Source organism: Kitasatospora sp. NPDC001261 (assembly GCF_042896795.1).
Classification (GTDB): domain Bacteria; phylum Actinomycetota; class Actinomycetes; order Streptomycetales; family Streptomycetaceae; genus Kitasatospora.
Genome location: NZ_JBIAXP010000035.1, coordinates 22647 through 40506, shown reverse-complemented (window position 1 = coordinate 40506; position 17860 = coordinate 22647). Strand labels below are relative to the sequence as shown.

Here is a 17860-nt window from a genome sequence, read left to right as displayed (position 1 = left end):
GAACCGTTCGTGGCCGTTGCACGTGCGGTGCGCGAAGATGGCGGATTCCGTGCGCCGGTTGGCCGGTTCGTTTCCGTACGAGCGCGGCGGGTGCGCGGCGGGGCCGGGTGCGCCGCAGCCGCCCGTCGGGTGGTGACCGGACGGGCGGCTGCGGGGAGGTCGGAGGGGCGGCTCGGAGGCGGGTCAGTAGCGCAGGACGGCGGCGATCCGGCCGGCGTCGGCGAGGGTGTCGTCGGGGACGAAGCCGACCTTTCCGCCGGTGTCCAGGGCGCGCTCGATCACCTCGTCGACGATGTCCTCGCGGGCCCCGCTCTCGCCGGCCTCGGCGGGCACGAGGTGCTCGCCGTCGTCGCGCACGGTGGCGCGGAAGTTCTCCTCGACCACCAGACGGGCGATCCGGCCCTGGCCGACGGCCTGCCAGACCTCGTCCAGTCCGGCCGCGAACTGCTGGGCGCCGCGGGCCTTGTCGAGCTGGGCGAGGTGCTCGGCGACCTCCTGGTCGGCGTGGGCGCGCACGGCGGGCTCGACCACCTTGCGGACGGTCTCCGCGTCGGCCTGGGCCAGGCCGCCGTGCGGCAGCTGGGCGGCGGCCTCCTTGGCGATCGGGCCGACGGCGTCCAGCAGGGCGAGCGCGGCGGCCTCGCCGACCACGTACAGCGGGCGGGGGGCGGCGGCCAGCAGCCTGCCCACCTCGGTGTCGGCCTGGCGCAGGAAGGTCTTGGTCGCCTCGTCGCGGAAGGTGCTGGGGGTGTCGCCGATCTGCTCCTGCCGCTCGGGGTCGGGGTTGTCGAAGACGCGCGTCAGCGGGAAGCCGTGCCCCTTGTCCTCGGTGACCCGCTCCTCGGTGCCGCCCCACAGCACCACCTTGTCGGCGGCGACCGCGAGCACCCAGTGCGGGCGCTCGGCGGCGTGCGAGGCGACCAGGTTGCGGGTGAGGAAGGTGTCGGACAGGACCACCCGGGCGGGGGCGGTGCGCCCGAGTGACCAGACCTGGTGCTCGCCGGGCGCGGCGAAGACCGCCAGGCCGTCCTCGGCGTGCACCAGGTCGACCTCCGTCAGGGCCCGGTCGAGCTGCTCCAGCACGTCGATCCGGTCGGCGCGGGAGACCTCCGGGTCGGCCTGGACGCGTTCCTTCGCCTCGGCCAGCAGGTTGCGCAGCCGGACCGGGTCCTGGGTGTTGTCCGGCTCGCGGCGGTGGGTGGGCATCAGGATCGACACCGCCGGGTAGGGCCGCGGCCGGCGCAGCTCGGCGAGGACGGCGGGGCTGAGGTCGGGGCGCATGGAGACCCTTTCCGAAGGCGGTCGGCCTTCTTGCGTGGACGCGCGGAGCCTTGGCACTGCTGCCAAATGTCGCCAATGTACCTATTTGCGGCTTCTGCGGCGCGCGAGCACGGACGGGGAGGGGCCTTCAGCACGGGGGGCGGGCGGCCCGCCGGCGCCGTCCGGGTTCGGGCGGCGGCGTCGGCGGGCACGCGACGGCCGGGGCCGTCGGGGCGGGCGGGGAGCGGTCAGAACTGGACGTCGGTGCAGGAGTAGAAGGCGTTGCCGGTGTCGGCGACGTCCCAGACGGCGACGACCACCTGGTGGCCGGTGCGGCCGGTGGGCAGGGTCGCGGTGTGGGTGGTGGTGGCGGCGGGCTGGCGGCCGTTGTAGGGGACGGTCAGGAACGGGGTCAGGTCCAGGGCGGCCCGGGTGATCGGCTGGCTGGCGTCGTAGCCGGGCTTGGTCAGGAAGTACCTGAAGCTGCTGGTGGAGTGCCGGGCCTCGATCTCCCAGGTGAAGGTGAGCTGCTGGCCCGCCGTCACCTTGGTGGTGGGCCAGCTGCCGCCCCGGGGGTTGTCCAGCGGGGCCCAGCGGGCGTCCGCGCCGGCGCAGATGGTGCCGTCCGCCGGGCCGCGGGTCGGGAAGCCCTTGGGGCCCTCGACGCTCTGCGGCTCCCACTGGATGTCGCCGCAGTCCCACGGGACGGCGTTGGCCCCGCAGAGCGCGGAGCGGCTCGGCGGCAGGTTGATGAAGCCGTGCGACTGGGCCGGCAGGGCCGCCGCGATCGGCAGGGCGATCGCGGCCGCGGCGGCGGCGATCAGGTGGCGCTTGCGCATGGTGCTCCTCCGTGGGGGTGGATGGAGTGTGCGCCCGGCGCGGGGCGTGCGCGTGCGCGTGGGGGTGCGCACGGCGGTCTGCCCGAGACATGGCATGCCCGCGCCAGACCGGTTGCCCGACACCGTAGGATCTGCCTTCCCCCCGCGTCAATGGTCTGAACCATTTGCGCCAAAGCCGCGTGATGACTGGGCTCCGACCGGCATCCCGCGGCCCCATCCGCTCCCGAACCGCGGGGGAGATTATTTGCACAAGCGCTATACAAGCTCTGGCCGATATTTCTGTTCATGGCTTATCCTGGACCCAGCCATACCCGGAAGGAGGGGCCCATGACCGCCACGGACCCCGCGCTCACCGCGCTCGCCAACGGCTGGGGCGCCCTGTCCCTCCTGCACGGCAGGATCGAGTCCCACATCGAACGCGCCCTGCAGGCGAAGCACGACCTGAGCGTGCGTGAGTACTCGTTGCTCGACGTGCTCAGCCGCCAGCACGACGACGAGGGCGGGCACCTGCAGATGAAGCAGGTCGCCGACGCGGTCGTGCTCAGCCAGAGCGCCACCACCCGCCTGGTCACCCGACTGGAGGACCGCGGGTTGCTGTCGCGCTACCTGTGTCCGACCGACCGCCGCGGCATCTACACCAACGTGAGCGAGGACGGCCTGAGGCTCCTGGAGCAGGCCCGGCCGACCAACGACGCCGCGCTGCGCGAGGCGCTCGACGAGGCCGCCCGCACCCCCGCGCTGGCCTCGCTGGTCCAGGCCGTCGAGGCCGTGGACGCCGCCGCGCCCACCCGCTGACCCCGGCCGGCCCCGCGCCGCCACGCCACTCCCCCGGGCCCGGCCCGTCCGAACCGCACACGCGGTCCGGACGGGCCGGGCCCGGCCGCGTTTCCGGCCTCCCGACCCCGACCCTATGGCGCGTGCCACCTATCCGCGTTTGCACTTATCGCGCGTCTGCAACTATTGTTAGGGCACGCAAGGCGCTAGCTCAAGCAATCACAGAAGGGTTCGGGCCCATGCCTCTCGCTCTCATCGCCCTGGCCATCGGCGCATTCGGGATCGGGACCACCGAGTTCGTGATCATGGGACTCCTGCCCCAGATCGCCGGCGACTACGGCGTCTCCATCCCCAACGCGGGCCTGCTGGTCACCGGCTACGCCCTCGGCGTCGTCATCGGCGCGCCGCTGATGACCGTCCTCGGCACCAGGATCAGCCGCAAGACCATGCTCATGCTGCTGATGGGCCTGTTCGTGGCCGGCAACCTGCTCTCCGCGTTCGCCCCGTCCTTCCCCGTGATGCTCGCCGGGCGCATCGTGACCTCCCTCGCCCACGGCGCCTTCTTCGGCATCGGCTCCGTCGTCGCCGCCGACCTCGTCGCCCCGCAGAAGAAGGCCGGCGCCATCGCCACCATGTTCGCCGGGCTGACCGTCGCCAACATCGTCGGCGTCCCGCTGGGCACCTACATCGGCCAGGCCGTCGGCTGGCGCACCACCTTCGCCGGCGTCGCCGCGCTCGGCGTGGTCGGCCTGCTCGGCATCGCCAAGCTCGTCCCCGCCATGCCCCGCGCCGAGGGCGCCCACCTGCGCCGCGAGCTGACCGCCTTCCGCAACCCCCAGGTGCTGCTCGCCATGGCGATGACCGTGCTCGGCTTCGGCGGGGTCTTCGCCGCGATCACCTACATCGCCCCGATGATGACCAACGTCGCCGGCTACGCCGACGGCTCCGTCACCTGGCTGCTGGTCCTGTTCGGCGTCGGCATGTTCCTCGGCAACCTGCTCGGCGGGCGCTACGCCGACCGCAAGCTGATGCCGATGCTCTACACCACCCTCGGCGGCCTCGCCGTGGTGCTCGCCCTGTTCACCCTCACCGCCCACAACAAGGTCGCCGCCGCCGTCACCGTCCTGCTGGTCGGCGCCCTCGGCTTCGCCACCGTCCCCCCGCTGCAGAAGCGGGTCCTGGACCAGGCCCACGGCGCCCCCACCCTGGCCTCCGCCGTCAACATCGGCGCCTTCAACCTCGGCAACGCGCTGGCCGCCTGGCTCGGCGGCATGGTGATCAGCGCCGGCCTCGGCTACACCGCCCCGAACTGGGTCGGCGCCGTCCTCGCCGCGGCCGCCCTGCTGCTGGCCTTCTGGTCCGCCGCCCTGGAGCGCCGCGACCGCACCCGGGAGGCCGCCACCACGAGCGCGGCTCCCCGCCACGCGGCCCTGCAGCACTGACCATCGACACCACCGGCCACCGACACACCACCGGCCACCGCCCCGACCGGAACCCACCCCACCCCCGGAGAAGCACCACCATGAGCACCACCACCGCAGTCGCCCCGCTGACCACCGCCGACGCCGAGCTCCTGGTCGACGCGGCCCGCAGCGCCGCCGAGGCCGCGGGCGTGCCGGTCAGCGTCACCGTCCTGGACGCCGGCGGCCACCTGCTCGCCTTCCGCCGCGACGACCGCGCCGTGCTGATCTCCGGCGAGACCAGCACCCGCAAGGCCTACACCGCCCTCCAGCTGAACGCCCCCACCGCCGACCTGGTCGACCTGGTCAAGCCCGACGGGCCGTTCCACACCCTGCCCACCGCGCTGGACCGCCCGCTGCTGTTCATCGCCGGCGGCATCCCCGTCCACCGCGACGGCCGGCTGGTCGGCGCCCTCGGCGTCGGCGGCGGCGCCCCGGCGCAGGACCACTCCTTCGCCGCCGCCGCCCTCGACCGGCTCGCCCGGCTCGCCCGGTGAGCACCCTCCGCCCCACCCCACCGACCACACCCTCCGAAGGAGACCAGCGCATGACCACCCCCACCGTCCCCACCGTGAAGCTGAACAACGGCGTCGAGATCCCCCAGCTCGGCTTCGGCGTCTTCCAGGTCCCCGACGACCAGACCACCGCCGCCGTCGCCGCCGCCCTGGAGGCCGGCTACCGCAGCATCGACACCGCCGCCATCTACGGCAACGAGACCGGCGTCGGCCGCGCCCTGGCCGCCTCCGGCGTGGCCCGCGAGGACCTGTTCGTCACCACCAAGCTGTGGAACGCCGACCAGGGCTACGACGCCACCCTGCGCGCCTTCGACGCCAGCCTCGCCAAGCTCGGCCTGGACCACGTCGACCTCTACCTCATCCACTGGCCCACCCCGGCCCGCGACCTCTACCTCGACACCTGGCGCGCCCTGGAGCGCCTCGTCGAGGAGGGCCGCATCCGCGCCGCCGGCGTGTCCAACTTCCAGCCCGCCCACCTCCAGCGCCTGCTGGACACCAGCGCGCTGGTGCCCGCCGTCAACCAGGTCGAGCTGCACCCCGGCCTCCAGCAGGCCGAGCTGCGCGCCTTCCACGCCGAGCACGGCATCGCCACCGAGGCCTGGAGCCCGCTCGCCCAGGGCGCCGTCCTGGACGACCCGGCGATCACCGCGATCGCCGCCCGCACCGGCAAGTCCCCCGCCCAGGTCGTCCTGCGCTGGCACCTGCAGCTCGGCAACATCGTCATCCCCAAGTCCGTCACCCCGGCCCGCATCCGCCAGAACCTCGACGTCTTCGACTTCGAGCTGACCGCGCAGGACATGGCCGCGATCGCCGCCGGCGACCGCGACCTGCGCACCGGCCCGCACCCGGACCAGTTCAACGCGAGCTGACCCCGCCCCACTCTCCCGTCCCGGGCGGTCGCACCGCCGCCCGGGACGGGATCTTTTGTGAAGGACCCGCCATGGCCCCGTCCCACCCCGCACTCGCCCGACTGGCCCCCGCCGACGGCCGGCTGACCATCGGCCTGGAACTGCCCCTGGACAACGACTGGGGCCAGGACCGCGGCCGGGCCGACCGCGCGGCCGGCCGCCCCTTCGGCGTCCCCGACCTCGCCGGGCACGCCCGCCTCGCCGCCCTCGCCGACCGCCTCGGCTTCGCCGCCCTGTGGGTGCGCGACGTCCCGCTCTACGACCCCGTCCGGTTCGGCGACGCCGGCAGCGTCTTCGAGACCTTCACCCACCTCGGCCACCTCGCCGCCCTCACCCGCGACGCGGTCCTCGCCACCGGCGCGGTCGTCCTGCCGCTGCGCGAGCCGCTGCTCGTCGCCAAGGCCGCCGCCACCGTCGACGTGCTCTCCGGCGGGCGCCTGCTGCTCGGCCTGGCCAGCGGCGACCGCCCCGTCGAGTACCCGCTGTTCGACCGCGACTTCCACGGCCGCGGCGCCGCCTTCCGCACCGGCGTCGAGACGCTGCGCGCCGCCTGGCGCCCCGGCCCGCTGGAACTGCCCGCCGCCGGCCTCGGCGCCGAGCAGCAGTTGGAGGTCCTGCCCCGGCCCGTCCACCCCGGGGGCATCCCGATCGCCGTCGCCGGCGGTGCCCAGCAGAGCCCCGAGTGGATCGCCGAGCACGCCGACGCCTCCCTCAACTACCCCCGCGACCCGGACGCGCTGCGCACGCGGCTGCGCCAGTGGCGCGACCTCGCCGGCGACAAGCCCTACCTGACGCCGATGGTCCTCACCCTCGCCGAGGACCCGGCCGCCGCGCCGCGCCCCATCCGGCTCGGCCTCAGCACCGGGCGCACCGCCCTGATCGAGCACCTGGAGCTGATGGCCGAACTCGGCGTCGCCCACGTCTCCTTCAACCTGCGCCCCAACGACCGCCCCGTCGACGAGCTGCTCCAGGAGCTCGCCGAGGAGGTCCTGCCCCGCTTCGCCGCCCCCGCCGCCGTCCCCTCCGCCGCGGCGGCCGGGCAGCGCGGCTGAGCCGGGGACGGGCCCCGCGCCGGCTCGCCCGTACCGGGCAATTTCCGCCGCGTCCCGCGGCCGGATGCGCCCGGGCGGCCGGCCGGTGTGGCAGGTAGGGGGACGAACCGCCGTTCGTCCCCCTACCGCCGAAACGGAGCCCCCATGCGCCGACGCCGCGGCGTCCTGCTGACCGCCGCCCTCCTGGCCCAGCTCGCCGCCGGACCCTCCCACGCCACGGCCGCCGCCCCCACCGGCCAGTGCGGGGTGGTGCGCAGCGGCGACACCCCGATGGGCGGCGCCGAGGTGACGCTCTACCAGGCCGGGGACGGCGCGGGCGCCGCGCCCCGGGTGCTGGCCCGCACCCGCAGCGCGCGGGACGGGCGCTTCGTCCTGGACTACCGCCGCCCCGAGGACCCGCGCGCCGTGCTGTACGTGCTGGCCGGCCTGCCCGGGCCCGGGGGTGCGCGCGGCGCCGGCGGGCCGGCGGTGCTCGCCGCCGTCCTGAGCGGGGCCGGGGCGCCGCCCGAACTCGTCGTCAACGAGCGCACCACCGTGGCCGTCGCCTACGCCCTGGCCCGCTTCACCGGCCCCGACGGCGTGGCCGGCCCCGACCCCGGGCTGCGCAACGCCGCCGCCGTCGCCCACAACCTGGCCGACACCGGCACCGGAGGCATCGCCGCCCCGCTCGCCGCCCCGCCCAACGGCGCGCTCACCTCGACCCTGGCCGAGTTCAACACCCTCGCCAACCTGCTCGCCGCCTGCGTCGACGGCGCCGGCGGCGGCGGCGTCAGCGGCGGCGGCGGCGCCACCGGCGACTCCTGCGACCGGCTGCTCGACCTGGCCCGGCGCCCCGGGCGCGAACGGCCCCGCGACACCCTGCGGGCCGCCGTGGACATCGCCCACGACCCGGGCCACAACGCCGCCGAGCTCTTCGCCCTCGCCGCCACCGCCCCCCGCTACCGGCCCGCCCTGCCCGCCGCCCCCGAGGCCTGGACCGTGGCCCTGCGCTACGACGGCAACGGCCACGAGCTCGACGGCCCCGGCAACATCGCCTTCGACGCCGACGGCAACGCCTGGGTCAGCAACAACTACCGCTACGGCGCCGACCCCACCGTGCCGGTCTGCGGCGGCGACACCGTCCTGAAGTTCACCCCGGACGGCCGGGACGCCCCCGGCGCCCCCTACCGGGGCGGCGGCCTGTACGGCGCCGGGTTCGGCGTCACCGTCGACGCCCGGGGCTCCGCCTGGGTCGCCAACTTCGGCTTCCAGGGCCATGGTTGCCCGATCGACCCGGCCCCGCTGGAGCGCAGCCTCTCGCAGTTCGCCCCGGACGGCACCCCGCTCTCCCCGCCCGAGGGCTGGCGCGCCGACGGCATCGTCCAGCCCCAGGGCCTGGCCGCCGACCGCTCCGGCACCGTATGGGCGGCCGGCTGCGGCGCGGACAGCGTGACCCGCGTCCCCGACGGCGACGCCACCCGCGCCCGGGAGGTCCCCACCCCCGCGCTGCACAAGCCCTTCGGCGCCGCCGTCGACCCGGCGGGGCGGCTGTGGGTCAGCGGCAACGGCAGCGACAGCGTGCAGGTCCTGGGCCCCGACGGCACCCTGGAGCGGACGGTGACCGGCGGCGGGCTGCGCCGCCCGCTCGGCATCGCCACCGACAGCCGGGGCAACGCCTGGGTCGCCAACAGCGGCATCCTGCCGGTGCCCTGCGACGACACCACCGCCGGGGACCTCGCGGACGCCGCCGTCGCGGGCGACACGGGCCCGCGCCCGGGCGCCTCCGTCACCCTGATCCGCTCCGACGGCACCCCGGCCCCCGAACCCTTCACCGGCGGCGGCCTGTTCCTGCCCTGGGGCGTCGCCGTCGACGGCGAGGACACCGTCTGGATCGCCAACTTCGGCGGCCACCGCGTCGCCCGGCTGTGCGGCGTCGACCTCGCCGCCTGCCCGCCCGGCTTCACCACCGGCCAGCCGCTGTCCCCGCCCGACACCGGCTACCCGAGCGACGGGCTGGAACGCAACACCGGCCTGCGGATCGACCCGTCCGGCAACGTCTGGCTCGCCAACAACTGGCGCACCCTGCCCCTGCAGACCAACCCCGGCGGCCACGAACTCGTCGTCCTGGTCGGCGCCGCCGCGCCCGTGCCGGCCCCGGGACTCGGCGGGGCCGCCGCCCGGCCCTGACCGGGGACCGGCCGCCCCTACGCCCGGCGGCGCGGGCCCACGGGCCGGTGCCGCCGGGGCCGTCGGCCCCGGGCCGCCGGGGCCGTCGGGGCGACTACCCGCCGGTACCGGTGGCGGGCCGCGGGCCGTCGGGGACACTGCGCCGAATCGGCGCACCGCCGTGCAGGAGACCCGGGAGCCTTCCATGCCGCCGTCCGCCCGCCCCGCCCCCTCGGCCGCCGCGCCACCGGCCCGGCGCTCGGCGCTGCGCCGCCTGGGCGAGTGGTGCGCGCGCCACTGGCTGACCGTCGTCCTGCTGTGGCTCGTCGCCCTGGCCGGCGTCCAGGCCGCCAACCGGGCCGTCGGCGGCTCCTACTCGGACGACTTCTCGCTGCCCGGCACCCAGGCGCAGCAGGGCCGGAGCGTGTTGCAGGCGCACGAGCCGGCCGCGGCGGGCACCAGTTCCCAGGTGGTGCTGCACGACGCGGCGCAGCTGACGGGCTTCCAGCCGCAGATCGCCGGGGCGGTGGCGGCGCTGCAGCAGCTGCCGCACGTGCTGTCGGTGCAGAGTCCGCTGCCGCCGCCGGGGCAGGGTCCGGTGCCGGGCGGGCCGCTGTCCGCCGACGGGCTGACCGGGTACCTGACCGTGCGGTTCGACACCAATCCGACGCTGCTGGGCAAGGACTACCTGCCGGGGGTGGACGCGGCGGTGGCGCCGCTGCGGGCGGCCGGGGTGCAGGTGGAGTACGGGGGTCCGCTGGGCGAGCTGGCCCGGCCGGCGGCGGACGACCGGTCCAGTGAGGTGATCGGTTTCGCGGTGGCGGTGGTGGTGCTGCTGGTGGGGTTCGGCAGTGCGATCGCGGCGGGGCTGCCACTGCTGACGGCGCTGGTCGCGGCGTTCATGGTCGGCAAGCACGAACAAACGTGGTAATCAAGATGGTGACTCCTTCCCCGGCTAAAGCTGGGACTTCTCGCTAACCCTTCCGGGCGTCGCGACGGACCAGCCCGGCCCGTAGAACGTTGATGGCTCCTACCGTGTCAGCGTGGGCCTCATGATCGCAGGCGACGCAGTGGAAGGCTTCCTGAGTGGGCCGGTTCTCCTTGGCGACATGTCCGCAGTGGGGGCATGTGCGAGAGGTGTTGCGGGGGTCCACAGCGATGACTTCCCGTCCGGCGCTCTCAGCCTTGGCGTGCAGGATCGTCAGGAACACCCCCCAACCGGCATCCGATATCGAGCGGTTGAGCCCTGCCTTCGCGGAAGCGCCGTTCGGAAGGAACGCGCCGGGCCGGTCGGGGTCGGGCTTGGGCGCAGGGGTGCGCACCATGGTGCGGATCGTCAGGTTCTCGTGGGCGATGACGTCGTGCGCCCTGATCAGGTCAAGGGCAGTCTTGTGGGCGTGGTCGAGTCGCCGGCGGCGAACTTTGCGGTGAAGGTCGGCCACCCGTTGGACGGCCTTTCGACGGCGGTTGCCACCTCGCTTGCAGCGGCTGAGGGCCTGCTGCGCGGCTTCCAACTTGGCGCCGGCCTTCCGGCCATGGCGAGGGTTGGGCACGAACCCGCCATTGGAGTCGGCAAGGAAGTTGGCTATGCCCATGTCGACGCCGACCATGCTGCCGGTCTTCGGCAACGGCTCAGGTGTGGTCTGTTCGACGGTCAGCACGACAAACCATCTACGGCCCTCGCGCTTCACCGAGACCGTCTTGACCTTGCCGGCTACCGGTCGGTGCCGGTTGACCTTGACGTGCCCCACGCCCTGGAACCGGACGCGAGTCACGGGGTCGTGCGGGGTGGAGTCCCAGCGGCAGCCGTCGCCGTCCTTGGGGAAGTCCACCGTGTCGAACCGGCCCACCCCGCGGAACCGCGGGTAGCCAGGCCTCTCACCGGACTTGACCCGCCGGAAGAAGCCTGCGAACGCCTTGTCCAACCGGCGAAGCGTCGCCTGCTGCGAGGAAAAGGACCAGCGGCCCTGACATTCCGGGTCGAACGACCGGATCTCCTTGAGCTGTGCGGACTGCTGCCCATATGTGACCGACGTCTTCGACACATGCCGGTAGGCGTCCCGGCGCTCCTGCAACGCCCCGTTGTACAGCGAGCAGTGATCCCGCAGCATCTCGGCCAGTGCCTGCGCCTGGCCTACGGTGGGCCGAATCAAGAACTTGTATGCACGGATCATCCGGCCCACCCTCCTCTCAGCATCGGCATCAACATGCCACATGCCACTGACAGCAGCACGCATGACGGGCAACGACGTGACCTCGGCTACTGCTGGTGCCGGCGGTGATGACGCTGCTGGGCTCGGCGGCCTGGTGGACGCCGCGGTTCCTGGACCGGGTGCTGCCGCACATCGACACCGAGGGCACCAACGCCTAACTCGCCGGGTGGCGCAGGGCGACGGCGGCGCGGACGGTGGCGGCCTGGTGGGCGGCCTGGCGGGCGACGGGAAGCCAGACGGGCTGGAAGGTCCGCTGGTACTGGGCGCACCAGTCGCGCAGCAGGTGGTCGAGGCGGGCGGCCTGGGGTGCGGCGGGGGCGCCGGCGACGCGGACGGCGCGGCGCAGCAGGGCGGCGGCGCGGACCGGGACGCGGTGGGCCCACAGGTCGATGCCGGTGAGGCGGGCGCGGGTGATCGGGGTCTGTAGGAGCTCCTGTCCGTGGCCGTCCGGGTCCCATGCGTCGGCGAGTTGACGCAGGGCGGTGAGCGGGGTGCGGGCGGCGCGCAGCAGGGGGGTGTCGGGGTTTCGTACGTAGGGCAGGGCGGCGTCGAGGAGTGCGGTGAGGAGTGTGCCGCGGTGGCGCAGGCGGTCGGCGCAGGTGCGCAGGTACAGGCGGACGGCGGTGGCGGGGCGGGTGTCGCCGAGGTGGGCGCTGGTGAAGGCGGGGACTTCGACGAGGACGGTCTGGCCGCCGTGGCGCTGGGGGGCGAACCAGGTGCCGGCGCGGGCTTCGTCGGCGCCGTGGTGGGGGGTGAGGACGCCGGTGGTGGTCTCCTGCCGGTCGATGTGGTGGGGGGTCATGAGGTAGACGCCGGGGCCGGATTCGTGCAGGCGGAAGGTGTCGAAGTTGCCGGTCTCGACGGGGATGCCGTGGTGGGCGGCGGAGCGGGCGAAGGGGTGGGCGAGGGCGGCGGGGTCGCTGGTGGCCTGGAGGAAGGTGCCGCCGACGTCGGTGCTGTGGAGGGAGAACTGGAGGGTGGGGCGCAGTTCGTCGATGAGGTCGAGGAGGGTGCGGCTCTCGGGGAGGTCGGCGCCGGCGGCGGGGGCCCATTCGGGCTGTTCCTCGGCGGCAGGGCGGTAGTAGTGGGCGAAGTAGTCGGGCAGGGTGCGGGCGTGGCGGCTGCCGTCGGCGAGGTGGGCGCCGTCGGGGTCGAGGCAGAGCAGGAAGTGCCAGGCGAGGTCGGGGTGTTGGGCCGTGAGGGCGTGGTGGGCGAGGTCGGCGACGGCGGCGCGGGCGGCGAACTCGTCGGCGTGGGCGCCGGCGACGACGAGGAGGTTGTGCGGGGCGCGGCCGGTTCCGTGCGGGGCGGGGCCGACGGTCAGCAGGGTCAGGGGGCGTCCGGCGCGGGAGGTGCCGACGGTGCGCACCCGGCAGCGGTCGGGCCGGTGGGCGGCCAACTGGTGGGCGGTGGCGGTGAGTTCGTCGAGGCTCGGGTAGCGGTCGTGGAGCTTGGCGGCCCGGTCGGCCGGGGTCGTCGTGTCGGTCACCTTCGGTTTCCTCCCCTGTGGTCGTGGCAGTAGTTCTACCTGGCACGCGGGGCCGCCGGTACGGGTCGGGCCCGCCCGGGCGCGGTGGCTCGGGCGGGCCCGGTAGGGCTGGAGGGGCCGGCGGGGTCAGTCGGTGACGGGGCGGGTGTCGAGGCGGATGTGGTCGACGGCCCAGTACCAGTTGTTGCCGGCGTCGTACATGCGGAACCTGAGGGTCACCGAGCGGGCTCCGGCGGGGACGGCGAGGCTGCGGGTGATCCGGGTGTTCTGGACGTCCTTGCCGGCGTTGTCGTTGCCGGTGGCGTCGGAGCTGTAGGCGAGCAGGCGGGTCTCGGTGCCGTTGTCGAAGACGGCGGTGACGGAGGCCTTCTGCGGGGCCTCCTGGCGGTAGTGGGAGTCGAAGGCGAGGTGGAGGGTGTCGGTGCCGGCCGGGATGGCGACGGCGGGCGAGACCAGGGTGGAGTCGAAGACGCCCTTGCGGGAGGGCGAGCCGGTGTCGTCCCAGTCGTCGGGGTCGGCGACGGCGACGACGCCCAGGGCGCGGGTGAAGTTGCCGCGGTCCTGGGCGCCGAGGGCGGCCCATTCGCGCTTGGTGTGGAAGGTCCAGCCCTGGAGGCGGACGGTGCCCTGGGGCATGGCGGGGGCGTTGACGACCGTCCAGCCCTTGGGGGCCTGGGCGGTCCAGCCGAGCAGGCCGGACTCCGGCTTGAGGGCGCCGGCGAGGGATTCGAAGTCCTCGTCGAGGAGGTGGCCGGTCATCGCCGGGGCGGGGCGGGCGGCGAGTTCGCCGTCGGCGAGGGCGAGGCGGCCGTCGGCCTGGGCGCGGGCGGTGACCAGCAGGCGGTGGGTGGCGCCGGCGGGCAGTTGGGCGGGCGGGGTGACCTGCCAGACGGCGGTGGCGGTGGCGCCGGCGGCGAGCTTGTCGGGTGCGGCGGTGACGGTGGTGGCCGTCCAGCCGGGCGGGAGCAGCGGCTGGGTCTCCAGGCGGGTGAGGGCGGTGGTGGCGGTGAGGGTGGCGGTGACGGTGGCGGGGCGGCCGGGCAGCAGGACGGGTTCGTCGATGGTGGTGGAGGCGGCGCCGAGGGCGAGGTCGACGGTGAGCGGGTCGGCCAGGCCGAGGGCGGGGTCGGTGACGGTGCGGTCGTCCCAGGGGAAGCGGCCGGCGATGCGGCGGCGGAAGGCGAGGTCGCCCTGGACGGCGACGGCGACGTCGTACCAGCCCTCGGGGCCGACCTTGAGGTTGACGGTGCGGTCGTCGCCGGCCGCGACCCGGACCTCGCGCAGGCCGTCGCCGTAGGCGAGGTCGCCGACGAGGAAGGTCTGGGCGGTGCGCGAGCGGTTGATGACGTCGACCTCCAGGACCTTGCCGCCGCCCTCCTCGGAGAGCGAGACCTCGTAGCCGGAGGCGGTGTCGCCGCGCAGGTGCCACAGGGCGCCGTCGGGGCCGTGGACGCGCAGGTCGTAGCCGGCCGGGCCGACCTTCCAGACGTCGGACAGGCGGCTCCGGGCGGCGACGGTGTAGTGCTTGGGGGCCTCGCCGGGGGCGGGGTAGACGGCGAAGACGGCGCCCTGGCGGCCCTGGTTGACGAAGTCGAGGGTGAGTTCGTCGCCCTTGAGGCGGGGCTTGACCAGCAGGTTGTAGGGGGCGGGGCGGGAGGAGCGGGTGCCGCGCTGCTGTTGGGGGAAGGTCTGCGGGCTGGGCACGGTGGGGGCGGGGAGCTTGCCGGTGTCGTCGACCTTGCGGCGGTTGCCGCTGGTGTCGGGCAGTTGCGGCCAGGCGGGGTTGCGGCCGGAGAAGTCGAAGACGTTGGTGAGGTCGCCGCAGACGGCGCGCCGCCAGGGGCTGATGTTGGGTTCCTGGACGCCGAAGCGCTGTTCCAGGAAGCGCAGGACGGAGGTGTGGTCGTAGACGGTGGAGTCGACGACGCCGCCGCGGGTCCACGGGGAGACGACGACCATCGGCACCCGGACGCCCAGGCCCATCGGGTAGGGGCCGGAGACCAGGGTCTCGCCGGCGGGGAGGGTGGCGGACCAGCCGAGGGTGCCGTCGGCGGCCTTGACCCGGTACTTCCCGTCCTGGCCGACCACCCGGTGGTAGGTGGAGCCGCCCTTGGCGACGCGGACGACGACCTCGCCGTCGACCGGGACGTTGGACTTGCCGCGGCCGTCGGCCAGCGGCGGGACGGGCGGCAGCTGGTGGTCGAAGAAGCCGCCGTGCTCGTCGTAGTTGAGGATGAAGACGGTCTTCTGGAACACCTCGGGCTTGGCGGCGAGCGCGGAGAGCAGCCGGGCGGTGAGGTGTTCGCCGTTCGGCGGCGCGTAGTTGGCGTGCTCGGACAGGGCGGCGGGGGCGACGATCCAGGAGACCTGCGGGAGGCGGTCGGCCTGGACGTCGGCGGTGAAGGCCTCGACGAGGGCGTCGCCCATGGCGAACGGGTCCTTCGCCTTGGCCGGGTCGCCGACGGCGCGCATGCCGCGCTCGTACAGCGGCTCGCCGGGCTTGGCCTTGACGAAGGGGGTGAACCAGGCGAGGGCGTTGTCGTCGAAGTTGTCGAGGGCCTGGTAGGTCCTCCAGCTGACGCCGGCCTTCTCCAGGCGCTCGGCGTAGGTGGTCCACTCGTAGCCGCCGGGGATCTCGGTGTTGTCGGTCACCGGGGTGTCCCGCACGGTGCCGCCGCTGGTGCCGGTCATCGCGTGGTCGCGGTTGGTGTTGGTGTTGCACTGCGTCGAGGAGTAGTAGGCGTCGCAGACCGTGAACACCGAGGCGAGGGCGTGGTAGAAGGGCATGTCGGCGGGCTCGTAGTAGCCCTGGCCGAGCCAGCCGGAGGAGCGGCGGGTGACGGAGCCGTCGGCGCGCCCGTCGTTCCAGGCGCTCATCGAGTCGCCGTAGCCGAAGGACGGCGCGCCCTGCTGGTAGGCGCTGGTGTGGGCGGCGTTCATCGCGAAGGGCAGCAGGTAGCCCTCCTTGCGGCCGGGGTCGGGCTGGTGGAACACCGAGCGGCCGTCGACGCCGCGTACGGCGGTGCGGTCGCCGAAGCCGCGCACGCCCGCCAGGGTGCCGAAGTAGTGGTCGAAGGCGCGGTTCTCCTGCATGAACACCACGACGTGCTGGATGTCCGCCAGCCGTCCGGGCCGGGCCGGTGCGGCGAGGGCCTGCTGGACGCTGATGGGGAGGGCGGACAGCACCGCGGCCGCCGCCGCGCCGCCGAGGACGCTGCGGCGCGACAGTTCGGGCTTCGGACTCATGGGGGTGGGGCTCCTTGCTGACGGACCGCGGGTCTTCGGTACGGGGGCCGGCCGCGCGGTTCGGACCGGACCCGTTATGTGTACGAGACCGAAGTGGACGCGGCCGTGGTGTCCGATGACCGGCCGATGACCGTCAGGAGGCTCCGAGCTGTACAGACAACTTGACGTCATTTGATCAAGGAAGGGGGCCGGTGCGGGGAAAACCCGCCGGACCGCCGCGCCGTCCGATGGATCATGGAACCCCTGATGTCCCGTCAACACGAGAGCGGTGCCCCCTGGTGATCCCCGCCGTGCCCGACCCGACCGTGCTGCACCCCTTCCCCGAACAGCCGCGGGTGGTGCTCCTCAAGCCGCTGCTCACCTCGCCGCTGATCGAGGTCGGCGAGTACTCGTACTACGACGACCCGGACGACCCGACGGCCTTCCAGACCCGCAACGTGCTCTACCACTACGGGCCGGAGAAGCTCGTCATCGGGAGGTTCTGCGCCTTCGCCACCGGGGTGCGGTTCGTCATGAACGGCGCCAACCACCGGATGGACGGGCCCTCCACCTTCCCCTTCCCCATCATGGGCGGCTCCTGGGCCGAGCACCTCGACCTGATCACCGGCCTGCCCGGGCGCGGCGACACCGTCGTCGGCCACGACGTGTGGCTCGGCTACCGCGTCACCGTCATGCCCGGGGTGCGCATCGGCCACGGCGCCGTCGTCGCCGCCGGATCCGTCGTCACCTCCGACATCCCCGACTACGCCGTCGCCGGCGGCAACCCGGCCAAGGTGATCCGGCTGCGGTACGACGAGGCCGACATCGCCCGCCTGCTGGACCTCGCCTGGTGGCACTGGCCCGCCGAGCACCTCACCCGCCACCTGCGCACCGTCATGTCCGGCACCGTCGACGAGCTGGCGGCCGCCGCCCCCGGCACGCCCGGCGCCTGATCCCGCGTACGGCGACGGGCCCGCGTCCGGGGCCGCTCCCCCGCCGCGGGCCCGTCGCCGTCCCCCGGCTGCGGCCGTCCCCGGGCCGCGGCCGTCCTCAGGCCGTGGCGGGGCGGTGGAGCCGGCGGGCGGCGGTGCGGATGGCGAGGGTGTACGGGGCGTCCAGGGCGCGGGTGCGGGCGTCGAGGTCGTGGAAGGGCACCAGGGCCCGGTGGGTGTCGTCGGTGGTCTGGGTCCAGGCCGTCCAGGCGTTGTGGACGTCCTCGTCGGTGACCTGCTCGCCCTTGGCCTGCAGCAGCACGGCGTAGAGGCGGAACAGGTCGTCGGCGCCCTCGGGGGGTCTGGCCTCCGTGGGCAGGCAGGAGCGGATCAGGTCGGCGATGGGGTCGAGGTGGCTCATACGGCCAGTGTGCCGCTGACGAGCGTGCCGGTGAGCAGGATCAGATGGGCCGCCGCGAATATCATCGGCACGAGCCGTTCCGTGGTGCCGAGTTCGGTGTAGTGCCGGTGGCGCCGGCCGGCCGCCGCGGTGTTCCTGAGGGCGTCCCACTCGTCGGTGTAGATCCGCGCGGACAGCTTCTCCTCCAGGCTGTTGATGACCTGGAACTTGGCGCCGTTGAGGTCCCGGTAGCTGCGCAGCTGCATCCACCAGGCGCCGGACAGGGTGATGCCGGCCAGCGCGACGGCGGTCGGCACCCACCACGGGGACTCGGACAACTTCGGTATGCCGAAGCCGATCAGGGTGACCAGCGCGGTCTGCACGGACAGGAAGAAGGTGTTGGCGCTGCCCCGGCGGGCCGAGACCCGGTCGGCCATCTCCACGGCGAGCAGGTACAGCTCCAGCAGTTCGGACCGACGGTTCGGCTCCGGCGGCGTGGTCATCGCGCATCCCCCTCGGGCAGGTGGTGTGCCGGCTTCGCCCGCTGCCCGGGCTTCCCCCGTTGTGTCCATCCTTCCCTTCGGGCGGGCCCGCCAGTGCTGCGCGGGGGCGGGGACACCGGCGGTGGGGAGGGTCAGCGCGGGTCCG

14 protein-coding genes and 1 pseudogene are annotated in these 17860 nt (G+C 74.3%); 8 read left to right on the top strand and 7 right to left on the bottom strand.

Features of this window, described 5'->3' with window-relative positions:
• Positions 1-183: 183 nt before the first annotated feature.
• Both ACFY4B_RS36080 and ACFY4B_RS36075 read right to left on the bottom strand, forming a co-directional pair.
• Complete coding sequence (locus ACFY4B_RS36080) at positions 184-1281, bottom strand: hypothetical protein (protein ID WP_049659082.1); 1098 nt, start codon at positions 1279-1281, stop codon at positions 184-186.
• 227 nt (positions 1282-1508) lie between these two features.
• Entirely contained in the window at positions 1509-2099 is a 591-nt protein-coding gene (locus ACFY4B_RS36075) for a lytic polysaccharide monooxygenase (protein WP_117485023.1), read from the bottom strand.
• A gap of 327 nt (positions 2100-2426) precedes the next feature.
• Between ACFY4B_RS36075 and ACFY4B_RS36070 the strand changes: the two genes are divergently transcribed.
• From ACFY4B_RS36070 to ACFY4B_RS36040, 7 genes and pseudogenes are all read left to right on the top strand, one after another.
• Positions 2427-2894 carry a MarR family winged helix-turn-helix transcriptional regulator gene (locus ACFY4B_RS36070; protein ID WP_049659084.1) on the top strand — a complete coding sequence of 156 codons (468 nt, stop codon included), beginning with the start codon at positions 2427-2429 and terminating at the stop codon, positions 2892-2894.
• Between the two features lie 218 nt (positions 2895-3112).
• Positions 3113-4315 (top strand): MFS transporter, encoded by a 1203-nt coding sequence (locus ACFY4B_RS36065; protein WP_387975020.1) that lies wholly within the window; start codon positions 3113-3115, stop codon positions 4313-4315.
• An 80-nt stretch (positions 4316-4395) separates the two neighbouring features.
• Positions 4396-4830 (top strand): heme-binding protein, encoded by a 435-nt coding sequence (locus tag ACFY4B_RS36060; protein ID WP_117485024.1) that lies wholly within the window; start codon positions 4396-4398, stop codon positions 4828-4830.
• A gap of 50 nt (positions 4831-4880) precedes the next feature.
• On the top strand, positions 4881-5717 hold the full coding sequence (locus ACFY4B_RS36055; protein WP_049659329.1) for an aldo/keto reductase: 837 nt from the start codon (positions 4881-4883) through the stop codon (positions 5715-5717).
• Between the two features lie 71 nt (positions 5718-5788).
• The gene (locus ACFY4B_RS36050; RefSeq protein WP_387975017.1) at positions 5789-6808 is read left to right on the top strand and encodes a TIGR03571 family LLM class oxidoreductase; all 1020 of its coding nucleotides are present in this window, start codon (positions 5789-5791) and stop codon (positions 6806-6808) included.
• A gap of 144 nt (positions 6809-6952) precedes the next feature.
• Complete coding sequence (locus ACFY4B_RS36045) at positions 6953-8974, top strand: NHL repeat-containing protein (protein ID WP_387975014.1); 2022 nt, start codon at positions 6953-6955, stop codon at positions 8972-8974.
• 184 nt (positions 8975-9158) lie between these two features.
• A pseudogene (locus ACFY4B_RS36040) lies at positions 9159-9851 on the top strand (MMPL family transporter); the annotation flags it as partial.
• Between the two features lie 76 nt (positions 9852-9927).
• Here ACFY4B_RS36040 and ACFY4B_RS36035 read toward each other — a convergent pair.
• The 3 genes from ACFY4B_RS36035 to ACFY4B_RS36025 all read right to left on the bottom strand — a co-directional run bounded on the left by ACFY4B_RS36035 (position 9928) and on the right by ACFY4B_RS36025 (position 15901).
• On the bottom strand, positions 9928-11127 hold the full coding sequence (locus tag ACFY4B_RS36035; protein WP_380781268.1) for an RNA-guided endonuclease InsQ/TnpB family protein: 1200 nt from the start codon (positions 11125-11127) through the stop codon (positions 9928-9930).
• Positions 11128-11320: 193 nt separating this feature from the next.
• Positions 11321-12655: a M14 family zinc carboxypeptidase gene (locus ACFY4B_RS36030; RefSeq protein WP_387975011.1), complete on the bottom strand. Its 1335-nt coding sequence runs from the start codon at positions 12653-12655 to the stop codon at positions 11321-11323.
• A gap of 126 nt (positions 12656-12781) precedes the next feature.
• The gene (locus ACFY4B_RS36025; protein ID WP_387975008.1) at positions 12782-15901 is read right to left on the bottom strand and encodes a phosphocholine-specific phospholipase C; all 3120 of its coding nucleotides are present in this window, start codon (positions 15899-15901) and stop codon (positions 12782-12784) included.
• A 281-nt stretch (positions 15902-16182) separates the two neighbouring features.
• Between ACFY4B_RS36025 and ACFY4B_RS36020 the strand changes: the two genes are divergently transcribed.
• Positions 16183-16833, top strand: a complete 651-nt coding sequence (locus tag ACFY4B_RS36020; RefSeq protein WP_387975193.1) for a CatB-related O-acetyltransferase — start codon at positions 16183-16185, stop codon at positions 16831-16833.
• Positions 16834-16930: 97 nt separating this feature from the next.
• On the opposite strand, the gene ACFY4B_RS36015 is transcribed toward ACFY4B_RS36020, so the two are convergent.
• Both ACFY4B_RS36015 and ACFY4B_RS36010 read right to left on the bottom strand, forming a co-directional pair.
• Positions 16931-17233 (bottom strand): hypothetical protein, encoded by a 303-nt coding sequence (locus ACFY4B_RS36015; protein WP_074005344.1) that lies wholly within the window; start codon positions 17231-17233, stop codon positions 16931-16933.
• Positions 17230-17715 carry a hypothetical protein gene (locus ACFY4B_RS36010; RefSeq protein ID WP_053112619.1) on the bottom strand — a complete coding sequence of 162 codons (486 nt, stop codon included), beginning with the start codon at positions 17713-17715 and terminating at the stop codon, positions 17230-17232. Before ACFY4B_RS36010 ends, ACFY4B_RS36015 begins: the two co-directional genes overlap by 4 nt.
• Positions 17716-17860 lie beyond the last annotated feature (145 nt).